Consider the following 24292-nt stretch of genomic DNA (forward strand, 5'->3'; position numbering starts at 1 on the left):
TAGGCTTAGCCTCGGGGGTAGCGTGGCGCACGCTTCTCGAAGAAGGCGGTGATGCCCTCCGCCGCCTCCGCCCCATGCAGGGCCTCAACGAAGAAGGCGGCCTCGCGGTCGAGTTGATCGTCGGGCGTCCCGAATCCGCTTTCGATCAGCCGCTTGGCCCGGCCGATGGCGAGCGTCGGCCCCTCGGCCAGCCGCTCCGCCCAGGCCAGCGCTTCGGCCAGTGCGGTACCCGGAGCCACCACCCGGTTGACGATAGCAAGCTGGGCCAGCCGTGCCGCGCCGATCTTGCCGCCCTCGAACATGATCTCGGCGGCGAGCTGCGGCGTTGCCGCACGGGCGAGGAAGGCCGACGCGCCGCCGTCCGGATTCAGCCCGACCTTCACATAGGCAAGCGTGAACACCGCATCCTCGGCCGCGACGATCAGGTCGCAGCCGAGCGCCACCGAGAAGCCGGCTCCGGCGGCGGCCCCTTCAACGGCGGCAATCACCGGCTTTGGGCAGGCGCGCATGGCGCGGGTCCAGCCATGGAAGCGTTCAAGGCTGGCGCGGGTCACCTCCGGATCGGCCTTGGCGTTGCCGAGCAGCCGGCCAAGATTGCCGCCGGAGCAGAAGCTGCCATTGGCCCCGGTCAGGACAATGGCGCCCACCCCCGGATCCTCGGCGGCCTGGGTCAGCGCGTCGCGGGCGGCGGCCATCATCTCCGGCCCCAGCGCGTTCCTGGTGGCCGCGTCGTCCATCGTCAGCACCATCACGCGGCCCTGGCGCGCGACGGTCAATTGTCCGCTCATAGCTCGGTTCCCTCCCGGTTCTCGCTGCCCGGCCGGTATTTGAACATGCCTTCCGACGTGGCGATCAGGGCGCCGGTGTCGCCATGGCGGAGTTCCGCCGCCACCCCGACGATCTTGCGCCCGCCGCCACGCAGCCGGCCGGTGGCGACCAGCGTACCGGTGCGTGCCTGCCCCAGGAAGCTGGTTGACAAGGACAGCGTCACCACCCGCCGCACCCGGTTGGGGAAGGGACAGTAAGTTGCCGAAAATCCGGAAACCGTGTCCAGAAGCGTCGTCATGACCCCGCCATGCACGACGCCGGCCCGGTTCAGGTGGCGCTCGTCTATGGCCATGGTGAGTTCCGCCGCCCCCTCCTCCCAGCGACTCAGGGCATAGCCCAGCAGGCGCTGGAAACCGGATTCCGGCTCCCCGTTCAGCAGATCGTCCATACCCTGTCCCATCACGCGGCTGTTTCGTGTGCGAAGTAAAGCGCGTGCAGGCGCTCCAGGTCCACCCGGTCGCCGCGCTCCGACAGCACCACCTTGCCGGATTGCATCAGATAGACGTGGTCGGCGATCTTCAGCGCACGGCTGGTGTTCTGCTCCACCAGCAGGATGGTCAGCCCCTCCGCCCGCAGGCGGGCCAGGATGCGGAAGATCTCGTCCACCACCACGGGAGCGAGGCCGAGCGACGGTTCGTCGATCAGGCAGACGCGCGGCTGCTCCATCAGGCCGCGGCCGATGGCGAGCATTTGCGCCTCCCCGCCCGACAGGGTGCCGGCGATCTGGCCGCGCCGTTCCGCCAGCCGGGGGAACATGTCCATGACCATCGCCTTGTTGCGCCTCCAGTCCTTGCGGCAGCCGCGCGGGAAGGCGCCCATCATCAGGTTGTCCTCCACCGTCATGTCGGGGAAGATCATCCGGCCTTCCGGAATCATCACCACCCCATCGGCGACCCGGTCCCAGGTCTTCACCGCCTTGCGGCTCTGCCCATCGACGCGGATGTCACCCGATGTCGCGGGAACCAGCCCCATGATGGCGCGCAGCAGCGTGGTCTTGCCGGCGCCGTTCGGGCCGACGATCACCGTGGTCTTGCCGGTCTCCACCGACAGCGAGACGTCCCACAGCACATTGATCGCGCCATAGCCGGCCCGGAGCGTCAGGATGTCGAGCGCGTTGGTCATGACGCCTCCGCAAGTGTGGTTTCGCCGGTGTAGCTGCGGATCACCTCCGGGTCGCGGAACACCGCGTCGGGGGAGCCGTCGGCGATGATCTGGCCGAAATTCAGCACCAGCACCCGCGGACAAAGCGCGGCGATGGTGGCGATGTCATGCTCGATGATGACCATCGCGAGGCGGTAGCGGTCGCGCACCGCCGCCAGCCGTTCCATGAAGGCGCGCTTGCTGCTGGTCTCCAGCCCGGCCAGCACCTCGTCCAGCAGGAGCAGGCTGGGCTCGGTCGCCAGAGCCTTGCCGACCTCCAGCGCCTTGTGCTCGGTCAGCGCCAGTTCGGTGGTGGAGTCGCGGTCGGCCTTGTCGCGCAGGTTCAGGATGTCGAGGATCTCGTCGATCCGCTTGGGGTCCTTCTTCCCGGCACCGAAGCGCTGGGCGACCTGCAGGTTCTCCCGCACCGTGCAATGACCGAAGGGGCGCGGTATCTGGAAGCTGCGGCCGATGCCGAGCCGCGCCCGCTTCCATTCCGGCAGCTTCAGCAGCGAGGTGCCGCGGAAGTCGAGCCGGCCGGCGGTCGGCCGCACCACGCCGGAGATGACGTTGAACAGCGTCGTCTTGCCGGCGCCGTTCGGGCCGACCAGACCGATGCTTTCGCCCTCCGCGACGGAGAAGCTGGCGCTCTTTAGCGCCTGGACGCCGCCGAAATTGACCTGGACGCCTTCAAGCGTGAGCATGGCGGCTCTCCTTCACGGTGCGGCGGCGCAAGGCCGGCATCAAACCGCCGGGGCTGAACAGGATCATGGCGCAGAGCAGCACGCCCAGGATCATCTGGTGTCCGTGCGGCAGGATCGGCTTGAACAGCAGCTGGTCCAACAGATAAATCGCCAGCGCCCCGACCACCGGGCCCCACACCGTGCGGTAGCCGCCGAAGATGGCTGCTGCGATGGGCAGGACGGTCCAGCCGCTGGAAAAGGCGTAATCGGGGTCGAGGAAGCTGATGAAATGGGCGTTGAAGGCGCCGACCACCCCGGTGATGAAGGCCGATAGCACCAGCATCGCCGCCTTAAGATGCGTGCTGGGCACGCCGACGACGCGGGTCGCCACCTCGGTGTCGTGCATCGCCTTCAGCGCAAGGCCCCAGGTGCTGCGCCGGACGGCGTCATAGGCGAGCACCGCCAGCACCACGATGGTCAGAATGATGAGGTAACCGCCCAGCTTCTCGCCGAAATCGAAGCCCAGAATGCTGGGAAAGCGCGGGATCGACAGCAGTCCGCCGGCCCCGCCGGTGACCGCGGTCATCTCGGTCGCCAGGATCTGGAAGATGTGGGCGTAGGCGAGGATGGCGAGGGCGAAATAGGGTCCGCGCAGCCGCAGCGCCGGCAGCATGGCGATGGAGGACACCGCCGCCCCCACCCCGCCCAGCAGCATGGATGCTACGACCGGCACCCCCAGCTTCATCGCCAGCACGGCGGAGGTGTAGGAGCCGACGCCGAAGAAGGCGGCGTGCCCGAAGCTGACCATGCCGCCGAGATTGCCCAGCAGCGCCCAGGCCACCGCCACCCCGGCGATGGTCAGCGCCGCGACGATCAGCCCCAGCACATAGGCGTTGCCGCCGAACAGCAGCGGCACGCCGACATAGGCGACGGCAAGGGCCGCAATCAGGAACAGTCGGTTCATCAGGGAATTCCTCATCGCGCCAGTGCCCTCCCGCCGCCGAACAGGCCCGAGGGCGAGACGAACAGCACGACCAGGAACAGGATCATTCCCGCCAACTCCTGCAGCGAGGCCGACAGATAGGTGACCGTCAGCGATTCGATGACGCCGATCATGATGGCGCCGATCAGCACGCCGGGGATCGACCCCATCCCGGCCAGCACGGTGATGATGAAGGCCTTGACCGTCAGCACATGGCCCAAGGCCGGGAAGACGGTCTTGCCGGTGTAGATGGCGAAGCCGGCGAAGGTGGCGAGCAGAGCGGCGATCAGGAAGGACAGGATCTCGATCTTGCGCGGGTTGACGCCCATCAAGGTCGCCGCCGCCCGGTTCGACGACAGCGCCCGCACCGCCCGGCCCTGCCAGGAATGGTTCAGCCACCACCAGACGCCGGCCATCAGCACCAGCCCGCCGACGAAGGCCGCGACCTCCGCGTTCATCGCGAACAGCGTGTCGGCGATCACCATCGAATCCTGGAACCAGGGGTCGGAGGTCGAATGGATGTCGGCCGCCCAGATCGACAGGATGGCGTTGGTCAGGATGATCCCCAGCCCGAAGGTGAGGATCAGCGAGTTGATCTCGCGGTCCTGGTGGATGCGGCTGAGCAGCGCATAGACGATGGCAGACGCCGTCCCGACGATCACCAGCGCCACCGGGATCGCCATCACCGGGTTGACGCCATAGTTGGTTTCCGCCGCGTAGGCGACATAGGCGGCCAGCAGCACCAGCTCGCCATGGGCGAGGTTGATGACCCGCATGGTGCCGAACACCAGAGCCAGACCGACCGCCACGGTCGCGTAGTAGCCGCCGGCGAGCAGGCCCGAGAACAGTGCCTGGAGCGTCAGTTCAAGCATGGATTGCGCCCTGTTGGGGGTGGCGATGCTTTAAAGCGCCCTCTCCCGTCCCGGGAGAGGGAGGGGACCCACGAAGTGGGGAGGGTGAGGGGGCGGCCAAGAATCCCGAACCGCATGGTTCCTTGGATCACCCCTCACCCTTCCCGCCGCTTCGCGGCAGGCCCCTTCCCTCTCCCGGGGCGGGAGAGGGACTAATTGCTCACCACGGCACCGCCGGGAAGTTCATCTTTCCGTTGGCGGCGTCCTTCGGCCAGACCAGGACCACCTTGCCGCCCTGGTGCTGTCCCATGCGGTGGGTGAAGTTCAGGTTGTCGCCGTTCTTGTCGAAGGTGACGCGGCCGATCAGGGTGTTGGCGTCCGTCTTGCGCAGTTCTTCCGGGAGGCCGCCCTTGCCCAGCGTTCCGGCCTCGTCGGCGCGGACGACGGCGTCGATCAGCAGGCGGGTCTGGACGTAGCCGAACTGGCCCAGATAGTCGGGGTCCTTGTTGAACAGCTTCTTGTAGGTCGCGGCGAACTCCACCGCCTCCGGCTGGGTGAATTCCACCGGATAAGGCAGCATGGAGGTGCCGTAGACATTCTCCATCAGGTCGGGGAATTCCTTGGCCATCTGCGCGGTGGCGAGCGACCAGACACCGACCACCGCCTTGACCTGCGGCTTCAGCACCTTGGATGCCCGCAGGATTCCGACATAGTCGTTCTCGTAGCCGACCATGGCGATGACGTCGGGGCGGTCCTGCAGCTTCACCTTGTTCATCAGCGGCTTGAAATCGCTGGTGGAGCCGTCGAACTCGTGCATGCCCACCGTCACGCCCTTGGCGGTCAGCGCGGTGTTCACCTGCTTGGCGAGGCTGCTGGTCGCGTCCTTGTTCAGATAGACGATGGAGACCTTCTTGGCGCCCATGTCCTGCAGCAGGCCGATCATGGCCAGCGCATAGCCGTCGGTGTTGTTGATGCGGAAGAAGGTGGGATAGCCGCGCTGGGTCAGTTCCGGCGAGACGCCGCCGGAGGTGATGTAGACCAGCCCGGCCTTCTGCGCCGCTTCCGACGCCGGGCCGATGATGTTGGAGCCGTAGCCGCCGGTGATCGCCACCACCCCTTCGCCCGCCAGCTTCTCCACCGCCGCGACCGCCTTGGCGGGGGAGGTCTCGTCGTCGATGGTCTCGACCTTGAAGCTGTGCTTGCCGGCATAGCTCTTGTTGGCCATGTCGATGGCGACGGCAATGCCTTCATGCATGCCCTGGCCGACGCGGGCGAGGCTGCCGGTCAGCGGCAGTTCGGAGCCCAGCAGGAACTCCTTGGCCTGCGCCGCCCCGGCGCCCAGCGCCACCGACAGGGCCAGTGCGGATACGGTTACGAGATTGGCGATCGTCCGGGTCATGCTTTCGTTCCCTCCCATGGGCTTTGTTGTTCGAGGCTTTGTTAATTGGGTCAGGCGGCCATCACCTCGGCGGCCAGGGCGCGGAGGCCGCTTTTCAGCAGCTTGCCGGTCGGGCTGGCCGGCAGGGCGTCCATGGCGACGATGCGCGACGGGCGCTTGTAGGGGGCGAGCCGTTCGGCTGCCCAGGCCTTCAACTCGTCTTCCGAGGCACTGCGGCCGGGGACGAACTGGACGAAGGCGACCACCTCCTCGTTGCCGGCGACGGCATGGCCGACGACGGCGGCCAGAGTCACCGCCGGGTGGCTGGTCAGCACGCCCTCCACCTCCTCCGGATAGACGTTGAAGCCGGAACGGATGACGATCTCGCGGATGCGGCCGACCACGGCGACGCAGCCGTCCGGCTCCAGCCGCGCGACGTCGCCGGTCTTCAGCCAGCCGTCGTCGGTGATGGCCTGGGACGTCAGCGCCGGCTCGCGGTAATAGCCGAGCATCACGTTGGGGGCACGGACCCACAGTTCTCCCGGTTCGCCGTCGGCCACGTCCTGGCCGGTGACATGGTCGACGAAGCGCATCTCAACCAGCGGCAGGGCCGGGCCGATGGAGGTGTCGCTGCGCGGCGCGTCCAGCCGGGTCTGCGTCACCGTCGGCGAGCATTCGGTCAGGCCGTAGCCGTTGTGCAGCGGCAGGCCGAAGACCCGCTCCACCGCCTGCTTGAGATCGAGGTCCAGCACCGAGCCGCCCGAGGACAGGTAGCGCAAAGCGGGCGCCGACAGAGTACGGCCGGTGACGGTCGCGTGCTCCACCAGCTTGGCATACATGGCTGGAACACCCTGGAACACGGTCACGCCATCCTGTTCCAACGCCTGCCACACGGCTGCGGGGGCGAAGCGGGGGACCGTGTGCAGGCAGCCGCCGGCATAGAGCGTGCCGAGGCAGGTGGAGGCGAGGCCGAAGACATGGCTGACCGGCAGCACGCCATAGGTGCGGTCGCTGGGACCGAGCCCGCGCATCCAGCCCGACACCGAGGCGACGAACAGCAGGCCGCGGTGGGACAGCATCACGCCCTTGGGCTTGCCGGTGGTGCCGGAGGTGTAGATCAAGGCGCCGACCTGCCGCTGGTTGCCGGCATGGACCGGCTCCGGATCGGCGTCCAGCAGCGGGCCGACCGCCATCGGCGGCAGATCGGGGTCGCCGAGAGGTTCGGCACCGTGGCGGGCGGCGTGGGCGGCGGCGTCGGGGGATACCGTATCGGTATAGAAGATGCGGCGCGGCCGGCAGTGGTCGCGGATGGTGTCGATCTCGCGGTCCGACAGGCGGGCGTTGACGATGACCGGCCAGGCGTCGCACTCGCTCGCCGCCAGGATCAGGGTGACCGCCGCGAGGCCGTTCTCGCAGACGATCATCACCCGGTCGCCGCCGACCACCCCCAGCCGCCGAAGATGCGCGGCGGCGCTGCCGACCGCCTGGGCAAGGCGGCGGTAGCTCCATTCCTGCGTCCCGTCGAATAGGGCGGGGGCGTCCGGCGTCCGTTCCGCCCAGGCGAGCGCGGCGTGGCTGATGCGCGGCGGCAGCGCCGCCACCATCGCGGCGAAATCGGGAACCGGCCGCCCCACAGTCATGCCGCCTCCCGGATCATGTTGCGGGCGATGACGAGCTGCTGGATCTGGGTGGTGCCCTCATAGATGCGGAACAGGCGGACGTCGCGATAGAAGCGCTCGATCCCGTAATCGGCGATGTAGCCGGCGCCGCCATGAATCTGCACCGCGCGGTCGGCGACGCGGCCGACCATCTCGGTCGAGAACATCTTGCAGCAGGCGGCGTCGGTGTTGACGTTCTGCCCGGCGTCGCGGCGTCGCGCGGTCTCCACCACCATGCAGCGGGCGGCGTAGGCTTCCGCCCGGCTGTCGGCCAGCATCGCCTGGATCAGCTGGAATTCGGCGAGCGGCTGGCCGAACTGCTTGCGTTCCATGGCGTAGGACAGGCTGTCGCGGATCAGCCGCTCGGCAAGACCGACGCAGACGGCGCCGATGTGCAGGCGGCCACGGTCCAGCACCTTCATCGCCGTCTTGAAGCCCTGCCCTTCCTTGCCGCCCAGGATGGCGCTGGCCGGAACGCGGCAGTCCTCGAAGATCACGTCGCAGGTGTGGGCGCCCTTCTGGCCCATCTTCTTGTCGATGGGGCCGAGCGACAGGCCGGGCGTCCCGGCCTCCACCAGGAAGGCCGACACGCCGCGGGCGTCCCGGCTGTCCAGATCGGTGCGGGCGAAGACGGTGAAGAGGCCGGCCTGCGGCGCGTTGGTGATGTAGCGCTTGGTGCCGTTCAGGATGAAATGGTCGCCATCACGCCGCGCGGTGGTGCGGAGCGAGCCGGCGTCGGACCCCGATTCCGGTTCGGTCAGGGCGAAGGCGCCGACGATCTCGCCGGCGGCCAGACGCGGCAGATAGTTCTGCTTCTGCTCCTCCGTCCCGTCGATGACGATGCCCTGCGAGCCGATGCCGTTGTTGGTGCCGATCAGCGAGCGGAAGGCCGGCGAGGTCTGGCCCAGCTGGAAGGCGACCTGCACCTCGTCCGACATCGACAGGCCGAGCCCGCCATATTCCTCCGGGATCGACAGGCCGAACAGGCCCATCTCGCGCATCGCGGCGATCACCTCGGGCGGGATGGCATCGTCCTCCGCCACCTTATGCTCAAGCGGGACCAGCTTTTCGCGGACGAAGCGCCCCAGCGTGTCCAGCAGTTGATCCAAAACGTCCTTGTCCAAGGCCATGCGTGCTCTCCGTCCGGGGAGAATGATTTCAGGGAAAAATCATGGATTGAGGGGCGCCGCCTCATCTGTTCGTTGGCCACGCTGACAGATGAGGTGGAGGCTGTCAACAAAATGAAATTGTATTCCGATGTACGGAATTAACGCGGCGGATCGAGGGTCTGCCGCGCGTGCGTGCGGGCTTGCCAGCAGGAGCGAAGCGGTTAACCTTTTCGGAAATCAGCGGCCCGGCATCACGGGCCGACAAATGACCGGAGGGTTTGGGATGATCGACCTGTATTTCTGGCCGACGCCGAACGGCCACAAGATCACGATCTTTCTCGAGGAGGCCGGGCTGGACTACCAGTTCAAGCCGGTGAACATCTCCACCGGCGACCAGTTCAAGCCGGAATTCCTCGCCTTCTCGCCGAACAACCGCATGCCGGCGATCATCGACAACGCCCCGGCCGATGGCGGCGAGCCGATCAGCGTCTTCGAATCCGGCGCCATCCTGGTCTATCTGGCCGAGAAGACCGGCAAATTCCTGCCCAGCGACGTGCGTGGCCGCAAGACGGTTCTCGAATGGCTGTTCTGGCAGGTCGGCGGCCTCGGCCCGATGGCGGGCCAGAACCACCATTTCGTGCAGTACGCGCCGGAACGCATCCCCTACGCCATGGAACGCTACGTCAAGGAAACGGGTCGCCTCTACGGCGTTATGGACAAGCGCCTTGCCGACAACGAGTTCCTGGGCGGGGCCGAGCTGTCCATCGCCGATATGGCGAGCTATCCCTGGATCGTCCCGCATGAACGCCAGCAGCAGGATCTGGACAACTTCCCCAACCTGAAGCGCTGGTTCAACGCGATCAAGGAGCGGCCGGCGGTGGTGCGCGCCTATGAGAAGGGGCAGGCCGTCAACCCCAACCGCACGCCCACGGTGAACGAGGAAAGCAAGAAGATCCTCTTCGGCCAGTCCGCCGACACGGTCAAGCGCTGAGGTCCCTGACAGCCGGCCCGGCATCGATCGCCGGGCCGGCGTATCGGTATAGAAACCGCTTCTTTCGCCTCATCCTTTTGCGTCGCACAGACTTTTGGGGCTCCCCGGCGTAGACGGGACCGTTCCCGGATCCAGCGTGTTGTTTTCGGTAGAGAATATCTTCCGGAGACGCCGCGCCGATGAGCATCTGGCCCAGCCCCGACTCCGCCCGCCCGACCTCCGACGGTCCCGCCATCGAAACGGCGACCGGTCCCGTCACATCTACCGAGATACGGATCGCCCTGTACCCCCTGCCCTCCATGCCGCAACTGGCGCAGGCATGGACGGAGCTGGAAAGCCGCGCCGACTCCTCCTTCTTTCTCTCCTGGACCTGGATCGGCTCCTGGCTGGCGCAGATGCCGGATGGCATCGAGCCGCATTTGCTGGTGGCCTTGCGGGGCGATGAAGCGGTCGGTCTGGCCGTGCTCTGCCCGCGGGTGCGGCGACGGTTCGGGCTGCTGCCCAGCCGCTGCTGGATGCTGCACGAGACCGGCGACCGCAGCTATGATCGCCTGTTCATGGAGTATAACGGCATCCTTGCCGACCGCCGGGTCGCCGACGAGGTGACGGACGCCATGCTGCACTGGCTGGACGAGCGGCTGGCCGCCAACGACGAGCTGGTGCTGGGAGGGCTGACCCTGGCGGCGGAGCGGGCTGCCCGGCGGGTGGCGGCGCGAACCGGTCATACGCTGCAATTGCGCATCGCGGATTCGGCGCAGTGGGTCGATTTCGGCACGGTTCGGGCCGGCGGCGGCGATTTCCGCGGCGGCCTCGGCCGCAACACGCGGGCGGCGGTGAACCGGACGGAGCGGCTTTACCGCGCCCGTGGCGCGCTGGAACACCGCGTCGCTGCGTCGGTGGACGAGGCGATGGAGTATTTCGCCGGGATGGAGGTCCTGCATCAGGCCGGCTGGCAGGCGCGTGGACAGGCGGGCGCCTTCGCCAATCCGGCCTTCCGCCCCTTTCACGAAAGGCTGATCGCCGAGGGGATGCCGCGCGGTGCGGTGCGGCTGAGCCGGATCAGCGCCGGCGGGCGGCCTATCGGTTATCTCTACAACTTCGTCCATCGCAACCGCGTCCTGAATTATCAGGGCGGTTTCGCCTTCGAGGCGGACAACCGGCTGAAGCCGGGACTGCTGAGCCATGTGCTGGCCATCGAGGATGCGCTCGCCCGCGGCGAGGATTGCTACGACTTCATGTCGACACCGGCCGGGCACAAGCCGCTGCTCTCCAATGCCGAACAGCCGATGAACTGGTTGACGCTCGGCCCCGACCGGTTGAGCCGGCGGATGGAGGCGCATTGCCGCCGGGCGCGCGGGGTGACGATCGACGCCGTCAAACGCTCGTTGCGCGGCTGGATCGCGCCGGCAAAAGGCATCTGAGAAGGGAGAGCATTCGCCATGGCAACGGAACCGAAAGCCGGGCCGCTGGCCTGCGTGTTGGGCGACATGGATCTGGTGCGCCCGCTGGGGCTGGCCGGCATCCGCTGTGCCGTGGTCGGACGGCCGGGCGGGGCGACCGCCCACTCCCGCTTCACCGAGCGGCTGATCCCGTGGGAGGGCGGCAACGACGACGTGCTGGTCGACCGGCTGCTGCGTTTCGGTGCCGCGCAGACCGAAAAGCCGGTGCTCTATATGGAGGAGGACGCGCAGCTTCTGATGGTGTCGCGCCACCGCGACCGGCTGGCTGCCGTCTTCCGCTTTGCCCTGGCCGAGGCCGATCTGGTGGAGGCGCTGGTCGACAAGGGCCGGTTCCAGGCGCTGGCGGAGCGATTGGACCTGCCGGTTCCCCGCACCCGGCGCCTGAGCCCCCTGCCCGGCAGCGAGGCGCCGGATCTGGACCTGCGCTATCCCGTGATCGTCAAGCCGCTGACCCGCCGTCCGCCCTGGGACGAGATCGAGGGGTTGGGCAAGGCGATCCGCCTGGACGGGCCGGAGGAACTTCGCGCCCTGTGGCCGCGGCTGATCCCGGTCGGCATCGATCTGCTGGCGCAGGAGCTGATCCCCGGGCCGGAGACCCGGATCGAAAGCCATCATGTCTATATCGACGCCGGCGGCGCCGTGGCCGGCGAGTTCACCGGCCGCAAGATCCGCACATATCCGGTCGATTACGGCCACAGCACGGCGCTGACCATCACCGACATCGACGGCGAGGGAGCCGACGTGGCGGCGCTGGGGCAGGACATCGCGGCGCGCATCGGCCTGAAGGGCGTCGCCAAATTTGATTTCAAGCGCGATCCCGACGGCCGCCTGCACCTGCTGGAGATCAATCCGCGCTTCAACCTCTGGCACCACCTGGGTGCGGTCGCCGGGGTGAACCTGCCGGCGATGGTGCAGGCCGACCTGACCGGCCGACCCCGTCCAGGCCCCCGTCCTGCCCCGGCCAAGGCCCGGCCGGGCGCCTGCTGGTGCCACATCAGCAAGGACCGGCTGGCGGCGCGGGACGGCGGCGTGCCGACAGCGCGCTGGCTGGCCTGGGTCGCGCGTTGCGAGGCGAAGGCGATCACGCCGGACGACCCGATGCCCTTCCTGCGGCCGAAGCTGGACCGGCTGCTGGCGCGCATTCCCGGCGTCGCCGGTCCGGCGCGGTTGGCGAAGCCATGAAGATCGCCCTGATCTCCGACATTCACGCCAATCTGGAGGCGTTGCAGGCGACGCTCGACGTCATCCGGGCGGAGGGGGCGGAGCGCGTCGTCTGCATGGGCGACATCGTCGGCTACAACACCGATGCCGCCGCCTGTATCGCCCTGCTGCGGCAGGCCGGCGCCGTCTGCATCGCCGGCAATCACGACCGGGCGGTGACCGGCGCCATCGGGACCGAGGGGTTCAGCGGACCGGCGGCGCGCGCCGTCGCCTGGACGAAGGCGCGGCTGGACGAGGAGAGCCGTGCCTTCCTGTCCGCCCTGCCGCTGACGGCCGTGGTTGACAGAGCCCTGGTCGCCGTTCATGGCGCCCTGCATCCGGAGGTGGGCAAGGAACTGGTGCGGCTGGACGATGACGGCAAACGCCGCTTGAGCCTGCAGGCGCTTCTCGGGCATCCCTCCGGTGCGCGGGTCTGCGCCTTCGGCCACACCCACCGGGCGGGGCTGTGGGAATGGCGGGACGGGGCGGTGCAGGCGGTGCCGCTCGACGGCGGGGCGCAGTTGCGGGCCGACGGGCTGTATCTGCTGAACCCCGGCACGGTGGGGGAGCCGCGCGGCGTCGATAGCCGTGCCTGCTTCGCCTGCTTCGACACCGCCAGCCGGCGGGTCACCCTGCACCGCGTCGCCTATGCCCGCCGGGCGGCGCTGGCAAAAACCCGGCGGGCCGGTCTGGCGCCGCGTTTTGCCGCAGTTCCGGCGCCGGTGAGGATGAAGTTGATCGAAATACTGAGGATTCTCGGTGTCTACGAACGGGTAAAACGGGCTCTTCCTCGCCGTGTGTCACCAATATGACAATCCCGTAACGTGGCTTTGCTTCAACAGTGACGTGGAAATGAGCATAATCCGGCGCGGGGGCAGAGGTGACGCCGGGCTATGGACACTATCGGTATATTCAACGGCGCTGCCGGCGGGATGCGGACCCGGTTCGGCAGGACATTGTCGTCCCTGGCCGCATCGCTGGCGCTCGGCCTTGGTCTTGGCCTGCCTGCGGCGATCCTGCCGGCGCAGGCGCAGCAGCCTGACGCCGCGGTCGTGGCCCGGGATGGAAAGGCCGCGACGGATACCGGACCGGTCCAACTGACGATCCTCTACACCCAGGGCACCACCGATCTGGACGAGACGGCCGGGCGCGGCGGCATGGCCCGGCTGGCCGGGACGATCCGCCAGGAACGGGCCGCCCATCCCAATCTGCTGGTCCTGCATGGCGGCCAGACTCTGGCGCCATCGGTGCTCGCCTTCTACGACCAGGGCGCGCACATCATCGACCTGCTGAACGGCATGACCGTCGACGCGATGGCCGCGCTGAACCGCGAATTCCACCATGGCGACGACCGGCTGAGCGCCCGCGCCTTCGAGGCCGGCTTTCCCATCGTCACCACCAACACGGTGGATCGCGCCACCGGCCGCACGCCGGACGGGCTGGAGGACGCGGTGGTGCTGAGCGCCGGCCCCTTGCGCATCGGCGTGATGGCGGCGACGCCGGTGCTGACGCGGGAGACCACCCGCGCCCAGCGGACGGAGTTCCGCGACCCGGTTCCGGCGCTGACGGCCAAGTCTGCGGCATTGAGGGCCGACGGCGTCGATCTGGTGGTGGCGATGACCGGCTATGCCGGTGACACCCACCGCAGCGTGCTGGCCGCCCGCCCCGCCGACATCGTGCTGTACCAGGACCGCAACCACCCCTTCGCCGTCGATTACGACGGGCGTTTCCTGTCCGCCACCGTCGGGCCGCAGGCGGCTTGGGTACTGGCTTTGGATTTGACGGTGGAACGCAGGACCGGGCCGGACGGTAAGCCGCAAGTGAGCTGGACCCCGGCGCCCCGCCTGATCGACAGCGCGACGGTGCCGCCCGATCCCGCCACGCTGATCCAGGCCAAGGCTTATGCGGCGCGGCTCGACACAATGCTGCGGATGGAGGTGGGACGTCTCACCGCTCCGCTCGACACCCGCAAGGAGGCGCTGCGGACGGGCGAGAACGCCTTCGCCAATGCGGTGGTCGACACCCTGCGCGAGACGCTGGACGCCGATGTGGCGCTGATGAACGGCGGCGGCATCCGCGGCGATCGCCAATATCCGGCCGATGCCCTGCTGACCCGGCGCGACATTTACACGATCCTTCCCTTTCACGATGTCGGCGTCGTGCTGGACGTCACCGGGCAGCAGCTTTGGGAGGCGGTGGAAAGCGGCGTTTCGGCGGTGGAGCAGCTGCAGGGCCGCTTTCCCCACCTGTCCAACGCCCGCGCGGAGATCGACCTGACCCGCCCGCCCGGCCAGCGGCTGCGCAGCCTGTCAGTCGGCGGCAAGCCGGTCGGCCGGTCCACCCGCTACCGGCTCGCGACCAGCAGCTTCCTGGCGGCGGGCGGCGACGGGTACGGCGTGCTGGCGGGCGTGCCGAGGCTGGTCGAAGACCGCAACACCGAGTTCATCTCCACCCAGATGATCGACCACATCGCCCGCAGCGGCGAGTTCGTGCCCCGGCTGGACGGCCGCATGACGGTGAGGCGGTGATGGACGGCCAGTTTTCCTCCAGCCTGTCTTCCACCATCGCGCGGAGCACGCCGCGGGTCGCCACGCTGCCTGCGCCGGCGACGGACACGACGCCAAGCCCGCAGACGCCGCCGCCGAACCGGACGCGGCGTTTCGGCATCGCGGTGCGCATCACGCTGGGGCTGTCGGTGATGGCGCTGCTGGTGATGCTGATCGGCGGCGTGTCGATGTCGTCCTTCCGCCTGTTCCGGGCGGAAGTCACGGCCCTGTCGACCAACACGCTGCCGGAGGTCATAACCAGCGCCGAACTGCACGGATCGCTGCAGAAGCTGGTGGCGCAGCTGCCGCAGCTCGCCGCCGCGAATTCGACGCCGCAGCGCCGATCCATCTACGACGGGCTGGTGACGGAGCTGGATTCGATGCAGCTTCTGGTCGCCCGCATGCGCGGCCTGATGAAGGAGGACGGCGGGGATGGGAAGGAGCGCGACGGCAATGTCCGCCTGCTGGAGCAGACCCGCTCCACCCTGCTGATCCTGGCCGCCACCGTCGCCGACCTGAACGCCGAGGTCACCCGCCAGATCGAGTATGGCGACCGTCAGGCCGAAGCGGCCCGTGCGCTGAGCCGGCTGGCGGCGGCGATCGAAAGCATGCCCGACACCGGCGCCTGGGCCGCGCGCATCGGTGCGCTGATGGCGCGGGCGGCGGGGGCGACGCAGCTCGACCATCTCAGCCGGCTGAAGGGGGAGGCGCGGTCGGCCGAACGGACGCTGGCCGAGCTGGCCCGCCTGACCGGCGGTGCCCCGGACCCCACCGGCCAGATGATGTCCACCGTGCAGGAGGAGCTGTTCTCGCTGCTGGTGGCGCCGGGCGGGCTGTTCGAGAGCGCCATCGACCGGCTGCAGGCGCGCAACCGCGCCCAGGCGCTGACCGGGCAGGCCCAGGTGCTGGTGGAGACGGTCGAACGGTCCACCCGCGCGCTCTACGACTCCATCCGCGACCAGTCGGCCGAGCGCACCGGTGCGCTGGCCGAGCTGATCGCGGAACGCACCCGCACGGTCATGATGCTGGCCGGCGCGTCGATCCTGCTGGCGGTCGGCGTCTATTTCATCTTCCGCCGCTTCCTGTCCTCGCGGCTGGTGGCGATGAACCGGGCGGTGCTGGCCCGGCTGTCGGGAAACCGGCAGGCCGGCGGCGGAGCGGCCGGGACGGTTTCGGTTCCGGCTCCGGTCCCGGTGGACGGCGACGACGAGATCACCGACATCGGCGCCTCCATCCGCTATTTCATCGACGAGATCGACCGGCGCCAGCAGGCGCTGGCCGACAACGAGCGGCGATTCCGCGATCTGGTCGAGGGCTCGATCCAGGGCATCATCATCCATCGCGATTTCCACGCGCTCTACGCCAACGACAGCTTCGCCGCCATGCTCGGGCTGACGGTGGCGGAGGTGATGGCTCTGCCGTCGCTGCTGTCCGTCGTGGCGGTGGAGGCGCGGCAGTCGATGATCGACAATTACGACCAGCTGCTGGAGGGCGGGCAGTCCACGCCGCGCCGCCGGATCCGCGCCTGCCGGCCCGACGGCGCCGAACTGTGGGTGGAGCTGACCGGCCGCCGGGTCGACTGGAGGGACGGCCCGGCGATCCAGGCGGTGGTGGTCGACGTGACGCGGGAGGTCGAGGCCGAAAACGCCCTGCGCCAGTCGCGCGACGCCGCCGAACGGGCGCTCGGCGAACTGAAGGCGACGCAGGCCAGCCTGATCCAGGCGGAAAAGATGGCCTCGCTTGGTCAGCTGGTCGCCGGCGTGGCGCATGAGGTGAACACCCCCATCGGCATCACCATCACCGGCGCCTCGCAGTTGCAGGCGCTGATCGGCGAACTGTCTGACCGTCATACGGCGAACGCGCTGAAGAAGTCGGACTTCCAGCGCTTTCTCGGCGACGGGATGGAGATGGCCAACCTGATCCTGTCCAACAGCACCCGTGCGGCCAATCTGGTGCAGAGCTTCAAGATGGTCGCCGTCGACCAGTCCAGCGACGAGCGCCGCGCCTTCCTGCTGCGGGATTACATCGACGAGCTGCTGCGCAGCCTGCATCCGACCTACAAGGCGCGGGCGGCGCTGACCATCGACATCGATTGCCCGGCGGATCTGGAACTGGACGGCTATCCGGGGGCGCTGTCGCAGATCCTGACCAACCTGATCATGAACGCGCTGGTTCATGCGCTGGATCCGGAGCAGCCCGGCCGCATCGCCATCGCCGCCCGCGTGATGGACGGCGACATGGTGGAATTGTCGATCGGCGACGATGGCGCCGGCATCGCGCCGGAGGTCCTGCCCAAGGTCTTCGACCCCTTCTTCACCACGCGGCGCGGGTCGGGCGGCAGCGGGCTGGGGCTGCATATCGTCTACAATCTGGTGACCGGCCGCCTGCACGGCACCATCGGGGTGGAGAGCCGCCCCGGCGAAGGCACCCGCTTCACCCTGCGCTTTCCCCGAGTCACGGCGGCGGCATAGATCGCTGCCGCGTTCGCCCGCCCGTTTCCCCGGCCGGCGGCATGCCTGTGCATGGACCGGACATATCTGGATATGCTGGCGTTCGTCCGTTGCCCTTCGACGTGGCAGCGGCGGTTGATTCCACGTGCAAACAGTCGGTTTCCTATACAGGCTTCCAGTGTTTTTATCGCTATGAGGGAGCTTGAGCGAAATGAATTTCAGCAGACGCGATTTTCTGGCATCTACCGCCGCCGTGGCGGGTGCATCGATGCTGCCCTTCGCCCCGGCGCGGGCGGCGACGGCGAAATATATCCGCTACAGCGCGACCAGCGACGAAGGCAAGGCGATGCTGCGCAGCTACGCCACGGCCATCCAGCGTATGGTGAACCTGCCGCCCGACCATCCGCACAACTGGTTCCGCAACGCCTTCGTCCATTTCATTGACTGCCCGCACGGCAATTGGTGGTTCTATGTCTGGCACCGCGGCTATCTCGGCTATTTCGAGGAGACGGTGCGCAAATACAGCGACAATCCCAATTTCGCCTTCCCCTATTGGGACTGGACGGTTCTGCCGCAGATCCCGAACGAGATGTTCGACGGCGCCCTGACCCCGGTCGGCGAGGCCTTCCAGCCCTATACCAAGGACCTGAAGACCTTCACCGCCTATATCAAGCCGGCGATGAAGAAGTATTGGGACACGCTGAATGCGGCCCAGCGCAAGCAGCTGGACATCCGCGGCTACAGCAGCTTCGACAAGCTGTGGGACGACGTCACCGGCTGCAGCCACGGCAAGTGCGATCGGGGCAACGAGGCTTTCGCCGCGACCGACCGTGCGCGCTACCTGAGCCGTGAGAACCCGAAGCTGGACGACAAGACGGCCAAGGCCTGCTCGCCCCAAACGGTGCTGACCGGCCTGCTGCCGGTGGATTACTACAACGCCGACGTGACGCGCAGCTTCACCAGTTCCAAGACGGCGTCGCACAACGTCATGCCGGGCGGGAACACCCAGTTCTCCGTTCTGGAAGGCCAGCCGCACAACCTCGTCCACAACTGCATCGGCGGCGTCGGCCCGTGGGATCCGGGTCCCTACGGCAACATGACCAACTTCCTGTCGCCGGTCGACCCCGTCTTCTTCCTGCACCATGCGAACATGGACCGGCTGTGGGACGTCTGGACGCGCAAGCAGCAGCGCCTGGGCCTGCCGATCCTGCCGACCGACAAGGAGGAGCTGTCGCAGTTGTCCCGCGAACCCTTCCTGTTCTTCGTCCGCGCCGACGGCAGCTATGTCCTCGACGGCCGCGCCGGTGACTATCTCAGCACCGAACGGTTCCAGTACGAGTACCGGCACGGCTTCGGCGACACGGAATCGGCGCAGGTGGCGGCGGCCAATCCGTCGGCTCAGGTGAAGGCTCCGGTCAAGGGCACGGTGGCGAAGGGCGTGGGATCGGTCCAGCTGTCGGCGGCGCCGTCCAGCCCGGTGGTGATGGCGGTCAAGGTGAGCCGCCCCGCCGGCACCGGCGCCTCGCGGAATTTCGACCTGCTGATCAACGCCCCGGCCGGCGTGACGAAGGTCGCGGCGGACAGCCCCTATTACGGCGGCACCATCGGCTTCTTCGGTCCGGCCATGCACGGCATGGCGGACGACGCCACCTTCACGCTGCCGCTGCCCCAGGCCGCCCACACCGCCGCGCTGGCGCAGAGCCCGACAGCCAACGCGGCGGCGCCGGCGGCATCCGCAACGCTGGAGGTTCGCCTTGTCCCGACCAATGGCTCCCCCACCACCACCGCCGCCGTCAAGGCGGTCTCGCTCCAGGCCCTTTAAGGGCTGGCGAGGCGGCTTTCCGGCTGCCGCCTTGCTCGCGCTGCTGGTCCTGGCGGGCCAGCCCGCGGGCGCGGAGCCGGCGACCCCGTCCGGGACGCCGGACGTCAATGGGGAGATGGTCCTCGCCCTGCCGCATCCGCCGCGGCAGGGCGAGGCCGCCATCCTTGCGGTCACCCTCGGCCCGCTCACCCGCGGGCAGACGGTGGAGGTCGCCACGTCGGACGGCGTGCCCATCGGCGCCGCCGCTCCCTTCGGTCCCCAGCGTGGTCAGGGCGCCGGGACCCTGACCATTCCGGTGCCGGCCGGGGTTTGGCGGGACGGACGCCTCGCGCTCCGCCTGCGCATCACCACCCATGACGGCCGGTCCCGTCCGCCGACGGCGGATGAGGTCAAGGAGATTCGGCTGTCCATCATCGGCCCACCGCCCCAATCACCGCCCTAACCGCCTGTTCAGCGCACCGGCCCGTCGAACCAGTGGCGGCCTTGGCGGTCCTCCACCTCCACCACCCAGACGTCGGGGTCGTAGCGGAGTTGGCGGGCGATGTAGGCGTCGGCATCGGCCTCCGGCACCGGATCGGTGCCGGTGCCGCGCGCCCAGAACAGCCGCTCGCCATCCGCTTCGCGGGTCTGGACCAATACGGAGAAGGTGCGGTCGAGCCGGTTGATCTTCAGGATCACCGTGCCGCGGCTGGGATCGCCCTTGCGGACCACAGTCATCGCCACGCCCTGGGCGTCGGCTGCGCGGATATGGGCGGAAACCCAGAGATGCGTCGGAAGACGGTCGTCCATTGCCGTGACAGGCTCCTGATCGTGGGCTCTTGGTGATTTTCGATTCTCGCCCTGCCCGGCCGGCCGGTGTAGAGAAGAAGGTATGGCAACACTCCTGGACGCTCTGAACGCCGCCGTCAACCACCACATGGCCGGCCATGCCAAAGCGGCGGCCGACGCCTATCGCCACATCCTGACGGCGGAACCGGCGCAGCCGGACGCGCTGCACCTGTCGGGCGTGCTGCGGGCGCAGACGGGCGACGCGGCGGCGGCGGTGCGGTGGATCGACCGTGCCGTTCGGATCCGCCCGACGGCGGCAGCCCCCTGGGGCCATCTGGGCGCGGCGCTGCGGGCGGCGGAGATGCCGGAGCGGGCGGAACCGGTGCTGCAGCGCGCCCTGGCGCTCGACCCGGGCGATGGCGACGCGCTGGAGGCGTTGGGTGCCTCGCTGCACGCGCTGGCGCGCTACCCCGAGGCGCGGCGCTGGCTGGAGCGCGCGGCCCGGCTGCGGCCCGGCCATACGGCGACCCTGCTGAATCTCGGGACCGTGCTGCGCGACCAGCGCCGCTTCGACGAGGCGGAGGCCTGCTTTGACGCCGTGCTGGTACGCAATCCCGCCAATGGCGACGCCCATCTGGCGCGCGCGGTCGGGCGGCTGGTCCGCGGCGACCTGCGCGCGGGTTGGGAGGGGTTCGAGCATCGCTGGCACCGCTTCGCCAGCCCGCCCTGGGCCGGCCAGCCGCCGGGCGGCGCCACCATCCTGCTGCACATGGACCAGGGATACGGCGACGCCATCCAGTTCGTGCGCTATGCCCCGCTGGTGGCGCGGATCGCGGCGCAGGGCGGCGGCCGGGTGGTCCTGGAAACGCATCTGCTGCTCTACCGCCTGTTCAACCGCTGCCTGGGATCGTCGATCCAGGTTCTGGTGCGCGGAGAGGACCCGCCGCCGCACGACCTCCATTGTCCGCTGATGAGCCTGCCGCGGGCCTTCGGCACCGAACTGGAGACCATCCCCGCCGGCGCGCCCTATCTCGCCCCCGATCCCGGCGACGTCGACCGCTGGCGCGGCCGGCTGGCCGGGGAGGACGGGGATGGGGCCGGCCTGCGGGTCGGGCTGGTCTGGGCCGGCAACCCGCAGCACCGCAACGACCGCAACCGCTCGATCCCGGTGGCGGCCTTGGCGCCGCTGCTGCCGGTGCCGGGGGTGCGGTTCGTCAGCCTGCAGACCGGTGACGCGGCGGCCGACCTGAACCGCCTGCCCGGCGTGGCGATCCCGAACGCGATGGAGCGGGTGCGCGATTTCGCCGATACCGCCGCGATCCTCGCCAACCTCGACCTGCTGGTGACGGTCGACACCGCCATCGCCCATCTGGCCGGGGCGATGGGCGTGCCGTGCTGGCTGATGCTTCCCCATGTGCCGGACTGGCGCTGGATGCTCGACCGCGCCGACAGCCCCTGGTACCCGTCGCTTCGGCTGTTCCGCCAGCCGCGCCCCGGTGACTGGACCACCACGCTCGGCACCGCCGCCGCCGTGCTGAAGGCGCAAGCCGCCCGCGCCGCCCGGCGCTTGGGTTAAGGCCGGCAACTTCGGCGGGAGCTTTCTGCCCGCCCGGCCTGCCGGCACTAGGCGAAACTTTCCTACCTGCCGGGAAATTCCAGCCCCGCCGTGACGCTCTCGTAAAAAATCGGCCGATTACAATGGGTTGCCAACCGCATGGCAGTTGGCACTCCGCTTGCTAGATAGGGCGCAGAAGACCTTTGCCCTTTCTTTCGGAGACCCCGGCCATGAGCATCTTCGGTTCGATGACAACCGCCGTTCTCGGCCTGAATGCCCAGTCGAAGGCGCTCGGACATATCTCGGACAACATCGCGAACAGCTCGACCATCGGCTACAAGCGTGTCGATTCGGCGTTCGAGACGATGGTCCTGCAGTCCAGCCAGCGCCTGCACGAGCCGGGCGGGGTCACGGCGCAACCGGTCTTCATGAACAACATCCAGGGCAGCCTGACCCAGGTGCAGAGCCCGACCAACATCGCCATCCAGGGCCAGGGCTTCTTCAGCGTCACCAAGGTGGCGACCCAGGGGTCGAGCACGCTGGTGCAGACGCAGACGGGCACGGTCAACTCCTCGGCCGCCTTCTACACCCGCGCCGGCGACTTCGAACTGGACAAGAGCCGCTATCTGGTCAACAGCTCGGGCTATGCCCTGAACGGCTGGCTGGTCGATCCGGTGACGGGCGTCCTGCACAAGGACCAGGTGGCGCCGATCCAGGTCAACTCGCTGATCGACAAGCCGGTGGCGACCAACACCATCGACCTGGCCGCCAACCTGCCGGCGACGCCGAAGCCGGGCGAGAAGATTCCCGACAGCAGCATCCAGATCTTCGACAGCCAGGGCAACCCGCGCACCGTCAATTTCAAGTGGCGGCAGCAGGCGGACAGCAGTTGGCGGATGGTCCTGGACGCGCCGGGTTCCAACACCAAGCCGGTCGACGGCACCTTCTCCGGCAATCCGGCCACCGTGACCTTCGGCCAGAACATCGCCGGCCAGACCGCGGTCGCGCAGGTCAACGTCATCACCCTTGCCGGCAACAACACCAACGGCCAGGACAACCTGCGCATCGGCGACACCTATACGGTCAAGGTCAACGGCACCAACTACAGCCTGAAGATCACGGCGGACAACATCGGGTCGATCCGGACCTATTCGGGTCTGGCCGGCGCGCTGGCCAACCAGATCAACTCCGCCTCGCCGGCGGCGTCGGTGCTCGCCACCTCGTCGGGCCAGACGATCCGCGTCACCGCCCGCGAGCCCGGCACGCCGTTCAAGCTGAACACCGACGTGGTGTCCGGCACCAACACCACCAACACCATCGTCTCCCAGACCTCGACGGCGGCGACGGCGAGCGCCGGTGAAATCGACAAGTTCCAGTTCCCGCAGACGCAGGTCGAGGTCGGCGACTCCTTCACCATCAACGTGAACGGCACGCCGATCAGCTACACGGTGACCGCCGCCACCTATCAGAGCTATTCGACGGTGAGCGATGTCGTGTCCCAGCTGGCCGGCAAGATCAACCAGGCGCTGGGCTCCAGCGTCACCGCGTCGTCGGCCGGCAACATCCTGTCGATCCAGGCCAATGCGGTGAACACCAACGTCACCTCCAGCGCGACGGTGACCAACTCCAGCGCGTCCGTGAACACGATGAGCTCGCTGCCGTCGGTCTCCAGCGTGGCCGGCGTGCGCCAGAGCCGCACGGTGACGCTGACCGGCACGCCGGGCGACATCGGCACGCAGTACACCCTCAGCATCAACGGCACGGCGGTGACCTACAGCACCACCGGCGAAGAGATGACGATGGAGGACATCACCGCGGCGCTGGCGAACAAGATCAACTCCAACACCTCGCTGCCGGTGACCGCCACCGCGCAGGGCGGCGTCATCACAGTGACCGCCAAGACCGCGGCCACGCCGGCCAACGCCAATACTCTGACTGCGAATACGGCGACCGGCGATGTAACCATAACTGGCTCTAGTGTTGACGTCGGGGATGTCTATTCGGTGACTGCCAACGGTGTCACTCATACCCTGACGCTCGATAACGCGAACATTAGTACTTACAACACGCCCCAAAAAGTTCTTCAGTACTTTGCTACGCAGATTGGCGGCACGGCCAGCGTGACTGGCAATGTATTGTCCACCGGCGACGTTTCCGGCAATGCTGCGGCGTCTGTGAGCGACGCGACCGCTTATCAGTTCACCCTGGACCAGAGTGCCGTCGCCGGTCAGACGCCGGCCCATATCGGCCTGACCTTCGGCAAGACGCCGGAAACGGTCGGCACGCTGACCAACATCTCCACCGCCCTGGTCGGCACCGGCACGGCGGTCAGCGCCGCCAACCAGTCGGCCGGCTCCGACGCCAACGTCACCTTCACGGTCGATTACGGCTTCGGCCCGCAGCAGATCTCGCTGAACCTCGGCAAGTACCAGAAGCCGGGCGGCCTGACCCAGTATGCCGGCGAGGAGATCAACGTCACCCAGCTGGTCCAGAACGGCGCGCCACGCGGGCAGTTCAAGGACGTGGTGTTCGGCGACAACGGCACCGTCATGGTCAATTACGACAACGGACGGTCGAAGATGATCGCCAAGGTGCCGATCATCACCTTCAACAACCCGAACGCCCTGCAGCGCGAGTCCGGCGGCGTGTTCGTCGAGAGCGAAGAGGCCGGCAAGCCGAACTTCAACGATCCGGAGACGAACGGCGCCGGTGCGGTGGTGGCGAACAGCGTTGAAAGCTCCAACGTCGATATCGCCGACGAGTTCACCAAGATGATCGTCACCCAGCGGAGCTATTCCGCCAACGCGAAGATCGTCACCACGTCCGATGAAATGCTTCAGGAAGTGCTGGGGCTGAAGCGCTAAGCGCGGC

At 68.1% G+C, this 24292-nt stretch carries 20 protein-coding genes; 10 read left to right on the forward strand and 10 right to left on the reverse strand.

All coding sequences use genetic code 11. The features are described from left to right. Positions 1–5: 5 nt before the first annotated feature. The 9 genes from TSH20_RS30335 to TSH20_RS30380 form a co-directional block, all read right to left on the reverse strand. The gene (locus TSH20_RS30335) at positions 6–788 is read right to left on the reverse strand and encodes an enoyl-CoA hydratase family protein (protein WP_109156109.1); all 783 of its coding nucleotides are present in this window, start codon (positions 786–788) and stop codon (positions 6–8) included. Then, positions 785–1228 carry a PaaI family thioesterase gene (locus TSH20_RS30340; RefSeq protein ID WP_109156108.1) on the reverse strand — a complete coding sequence of 148 codons (444 nt, stop codon included), beginning with the start codon at positions 1226–1228 and terminating at the stop codon, positions 785–787. The genes TSH20_RS30335 and TSH20_RS30340 overlap by 4 nt, the downstream gene beginning before the upstream one ends. Further along, on the reverse strand, positions 1228–1950 hold the full coding sequence (locus tag TSH20_RS30345; RefSeq protein WP_109156107.1) for an ABC transporter ATP-binding protein: 723 nt from the start codon (positions 1948–1950) through the stop codon (positions 1228–1230). The genes TSH20_RS30340 and TSH20_RS30345 overlap by 1 nt, the downstream gene beginning before the upstream one ends. Further along, a complete protein-coding gene (locus TSH20_RS30350; RefSeq protein ID WP_109156106.1) occupies positions 1947–2672 on the reverse strand; it encodes an ATP-binding cassette domain-containing protein in 726 nt (241 codons plus the stop codon). Before TSH20_RS30350 ends, TSH20_RS30345 begins: the two co-directional genes overlap by 4 nt. Beyond that, positions 2659–3615 carry a branched-chain amino acid ABC transporter permease gene (locus TSH20_RS30355; RefSeq protein WP_247871238.1) on the reverse strand — a complete coding sequence of 319 codons (957 nt, stop codon included), beginning with the start codon at positions 3613–3615 and terminating at the stop codon, positions 2659–2661. The genes TSH20_RS30350 and TSH20_RS30355 overlap by 14 nt, the downstream gene beginning before the upstream one ends. An 11-nt stretch (positions 3616–3626) precedes the next feature. Continuing rightward, complete coding sequence (locus tag TSH20_RS30360; protein WP_109156104.1) at positions 3627–4505, reverse strand: branched-chain amino acid ABC transporter permease; 879 nt, start codon at positions 4503–4505, stop codon at positions 3627–3629. 199 nt (positions 4506–4704) lie between these two features. Next, a complete protein-coding gene (locus tag TSH20_RS30370; RefSeq protein ID WP_109156164.1) occupies positions 4705–5883 on the reverse strand; it encodes an ABC transporter substrate-binding protein in 1179 nt (392 codons plus the stop codon). Positions 5884–5933: 50 nt separating this feature from the next. Then, complete coding sequence (locus TSH20_RS30375) at positions 5934–7502, reverse strand: AMP-binding protein (protein ID WP_109156103.1); 1569 nt, start codon at positions 7500–7502, stop codon at positions 5934–5936. Continuing rightward, positions 7499–8650: an acyl-CoA dehydrogenase family protein gene (locus tag TSH20_RS30380; RefSeq protein WP_109156102.1), complete on the reverse strand. Its 1152-nt coding sequence runs from the start codon at positions 8648–8650 to the stop codon at positions 7499–7501. Before TSH20_RS30380 ends, TSH20_RS30375 begins: the two co-directional genes overlap by 4 nt. Positions 8651–8912: 262 nt before the next feature. Here TSH20_RS30380 and TSH20_RS30385 point away from each other — a divergent pair, with 262 nt between their 5' ends. The 8 genes from TSH20_RS30385 (at position 8913) to TSH20_RS30420 (ending at position 19540) form a co-directional block, all read left to right on the forward strand. Continuing rightward, complete coding sequence (locus tag TSH20_RS30385; protein ID WP_109156101.1) at positions 8913–9620, forward strand: glutathione binding-like protein; 708 nt, start codon at positions 8913–8915, stop codon at positions 9618–9620. 179 nt (positions 9621–9799) lie between these two features. Further along, the gene (locus TSH20_RS30390) at positions 9800–11041 is read left to right on the forward strand and encodes a GNAT family N-acetyltransferase (RefSeq protein WP_109156100.1); all 1242 of its coding nucleotides are present in this window, start codon (positions 9800–9802) and stop codon (positions 11039–11041) included. 18 nt (positions 11042–11059) lie between these two features. After that, a complete protein-coding gene (locus TSH20_RS30395; RefSeq protein ID WP_109156099.1) occupies positions 11060–12262 on the forward strand; it encodes an ATP-grasp domain-containing protein in 1203 nt (400 codons plus the stop codon). After that, positions 12259–13092: a metallophosphoesterase family protein gene (locus TSH20_RS30400; RefSeq protein ID WP_109156098.1), complete on the forward strand. Its 834-nt coding sequence runs from the start codon at positions 12259–12261 to the stop codon at positions 13090–13092. Before TSH20_RS30395 ends, TSH20_RS30400 begins: the two co-directional genes overlap by 4 nt. Before the next feature lie 81 nt (positions 13093–13173). Then, positions 13174–14808, forward strand: a complete 1635-nt coding sequence (locus tag TSH20_RS30405; RefSeq protein ID WP_109156097.1) for a 5'-nucleotidase C-terminal domain-containing protein — start codon at positions 13174–13176, stop codon at positions 14806–14808. Further along, positions 14808–17297 carry an ATP-binding protein gene (locus TSH20_RS30410; RefSeq protein WP_109156096.1) on the forward strand — a complete coding sequence of 830 codons (2490 nt, stop codon included), beginning with the start codon at positions 14808–14810 and terminating at the stop codon, positions 17295–17297. The genes TSH20_RS30405 and TSH20_RS30410 overlap by 1 nt, the downstream gene beginning before the upstream one ends. Before the next feature lie 190 nt (positions 17298–17487). Continuing rightward, positions 17488–19098 (forward strand): tyrosinase family protein, encoded by a 1611-nt coding sequence (locus tag TSH20_RS30415; RefSeq protein WP_109156095.1) that lies wholly within the window; start codon positions 17488–17490, stop codon positions 19096–19098. Positions 19099–19129: 31 nt separating this feature from the next. Next, a complete protein-coding gene (locus tag TSH20_RS30420; protein WP_109156094.1) occupies positions 19130–19540 on the forward strand; it encodes a hypothetical protein in 411 nt (136 codons plus the stop codon). An 8-nt stretch (positions 19541–19548) separates the two neighbouring features. Here the strand turns inward: TSH20_RS30420 and TSH20_RS30425 are convergent, their stop codons facing one another. Further along, positions 19549–19887, reverse strand: a complete 339-nt coding sequence (locus TSH20_RS30425) for a DUF1491 family protein (RefSeq protein WP_109156093.1) — start codon at positions 19885–19887, stop codon at positions 19549–19551. Between the two features lie 82 nt (positions 19888–19969). Between TSH20_RS30425 and TSH20_RS30430 the strand changes: the two genes are divergently transcribed. Further along, positions 19970–21442, forward strand: coding sequence for a tetratricopeptide repeat protein (locus TSH20_RS30430; protein WP_109156092.1), 1473 nt, complete (start codon positions 19970–19972; stop codon positions 21440–21442). Between the two features lie 209 nt (positions 21443–21651). Continuing rightward, positions 21652–24285, forward strand: coding sequence for a flagellar hook-basal body complex protein (locus TSH20_RS30435; protein ID WP_109156091.1), 2634 nt, complete (start codon positions 21652–21654; stop codon positions 24283–24285). Positions 24286–24292 lie beyond the last annotated feature (7 nt).

It is taken from the genome of Azospirillum sp. TSH20, from assembly GCF_003115935.1.
Lineage (GTDB): Bacteria > Pseudomonadota > Alphaproteobacteria > Azospirillales > Azospirillaceae > Azospirillum.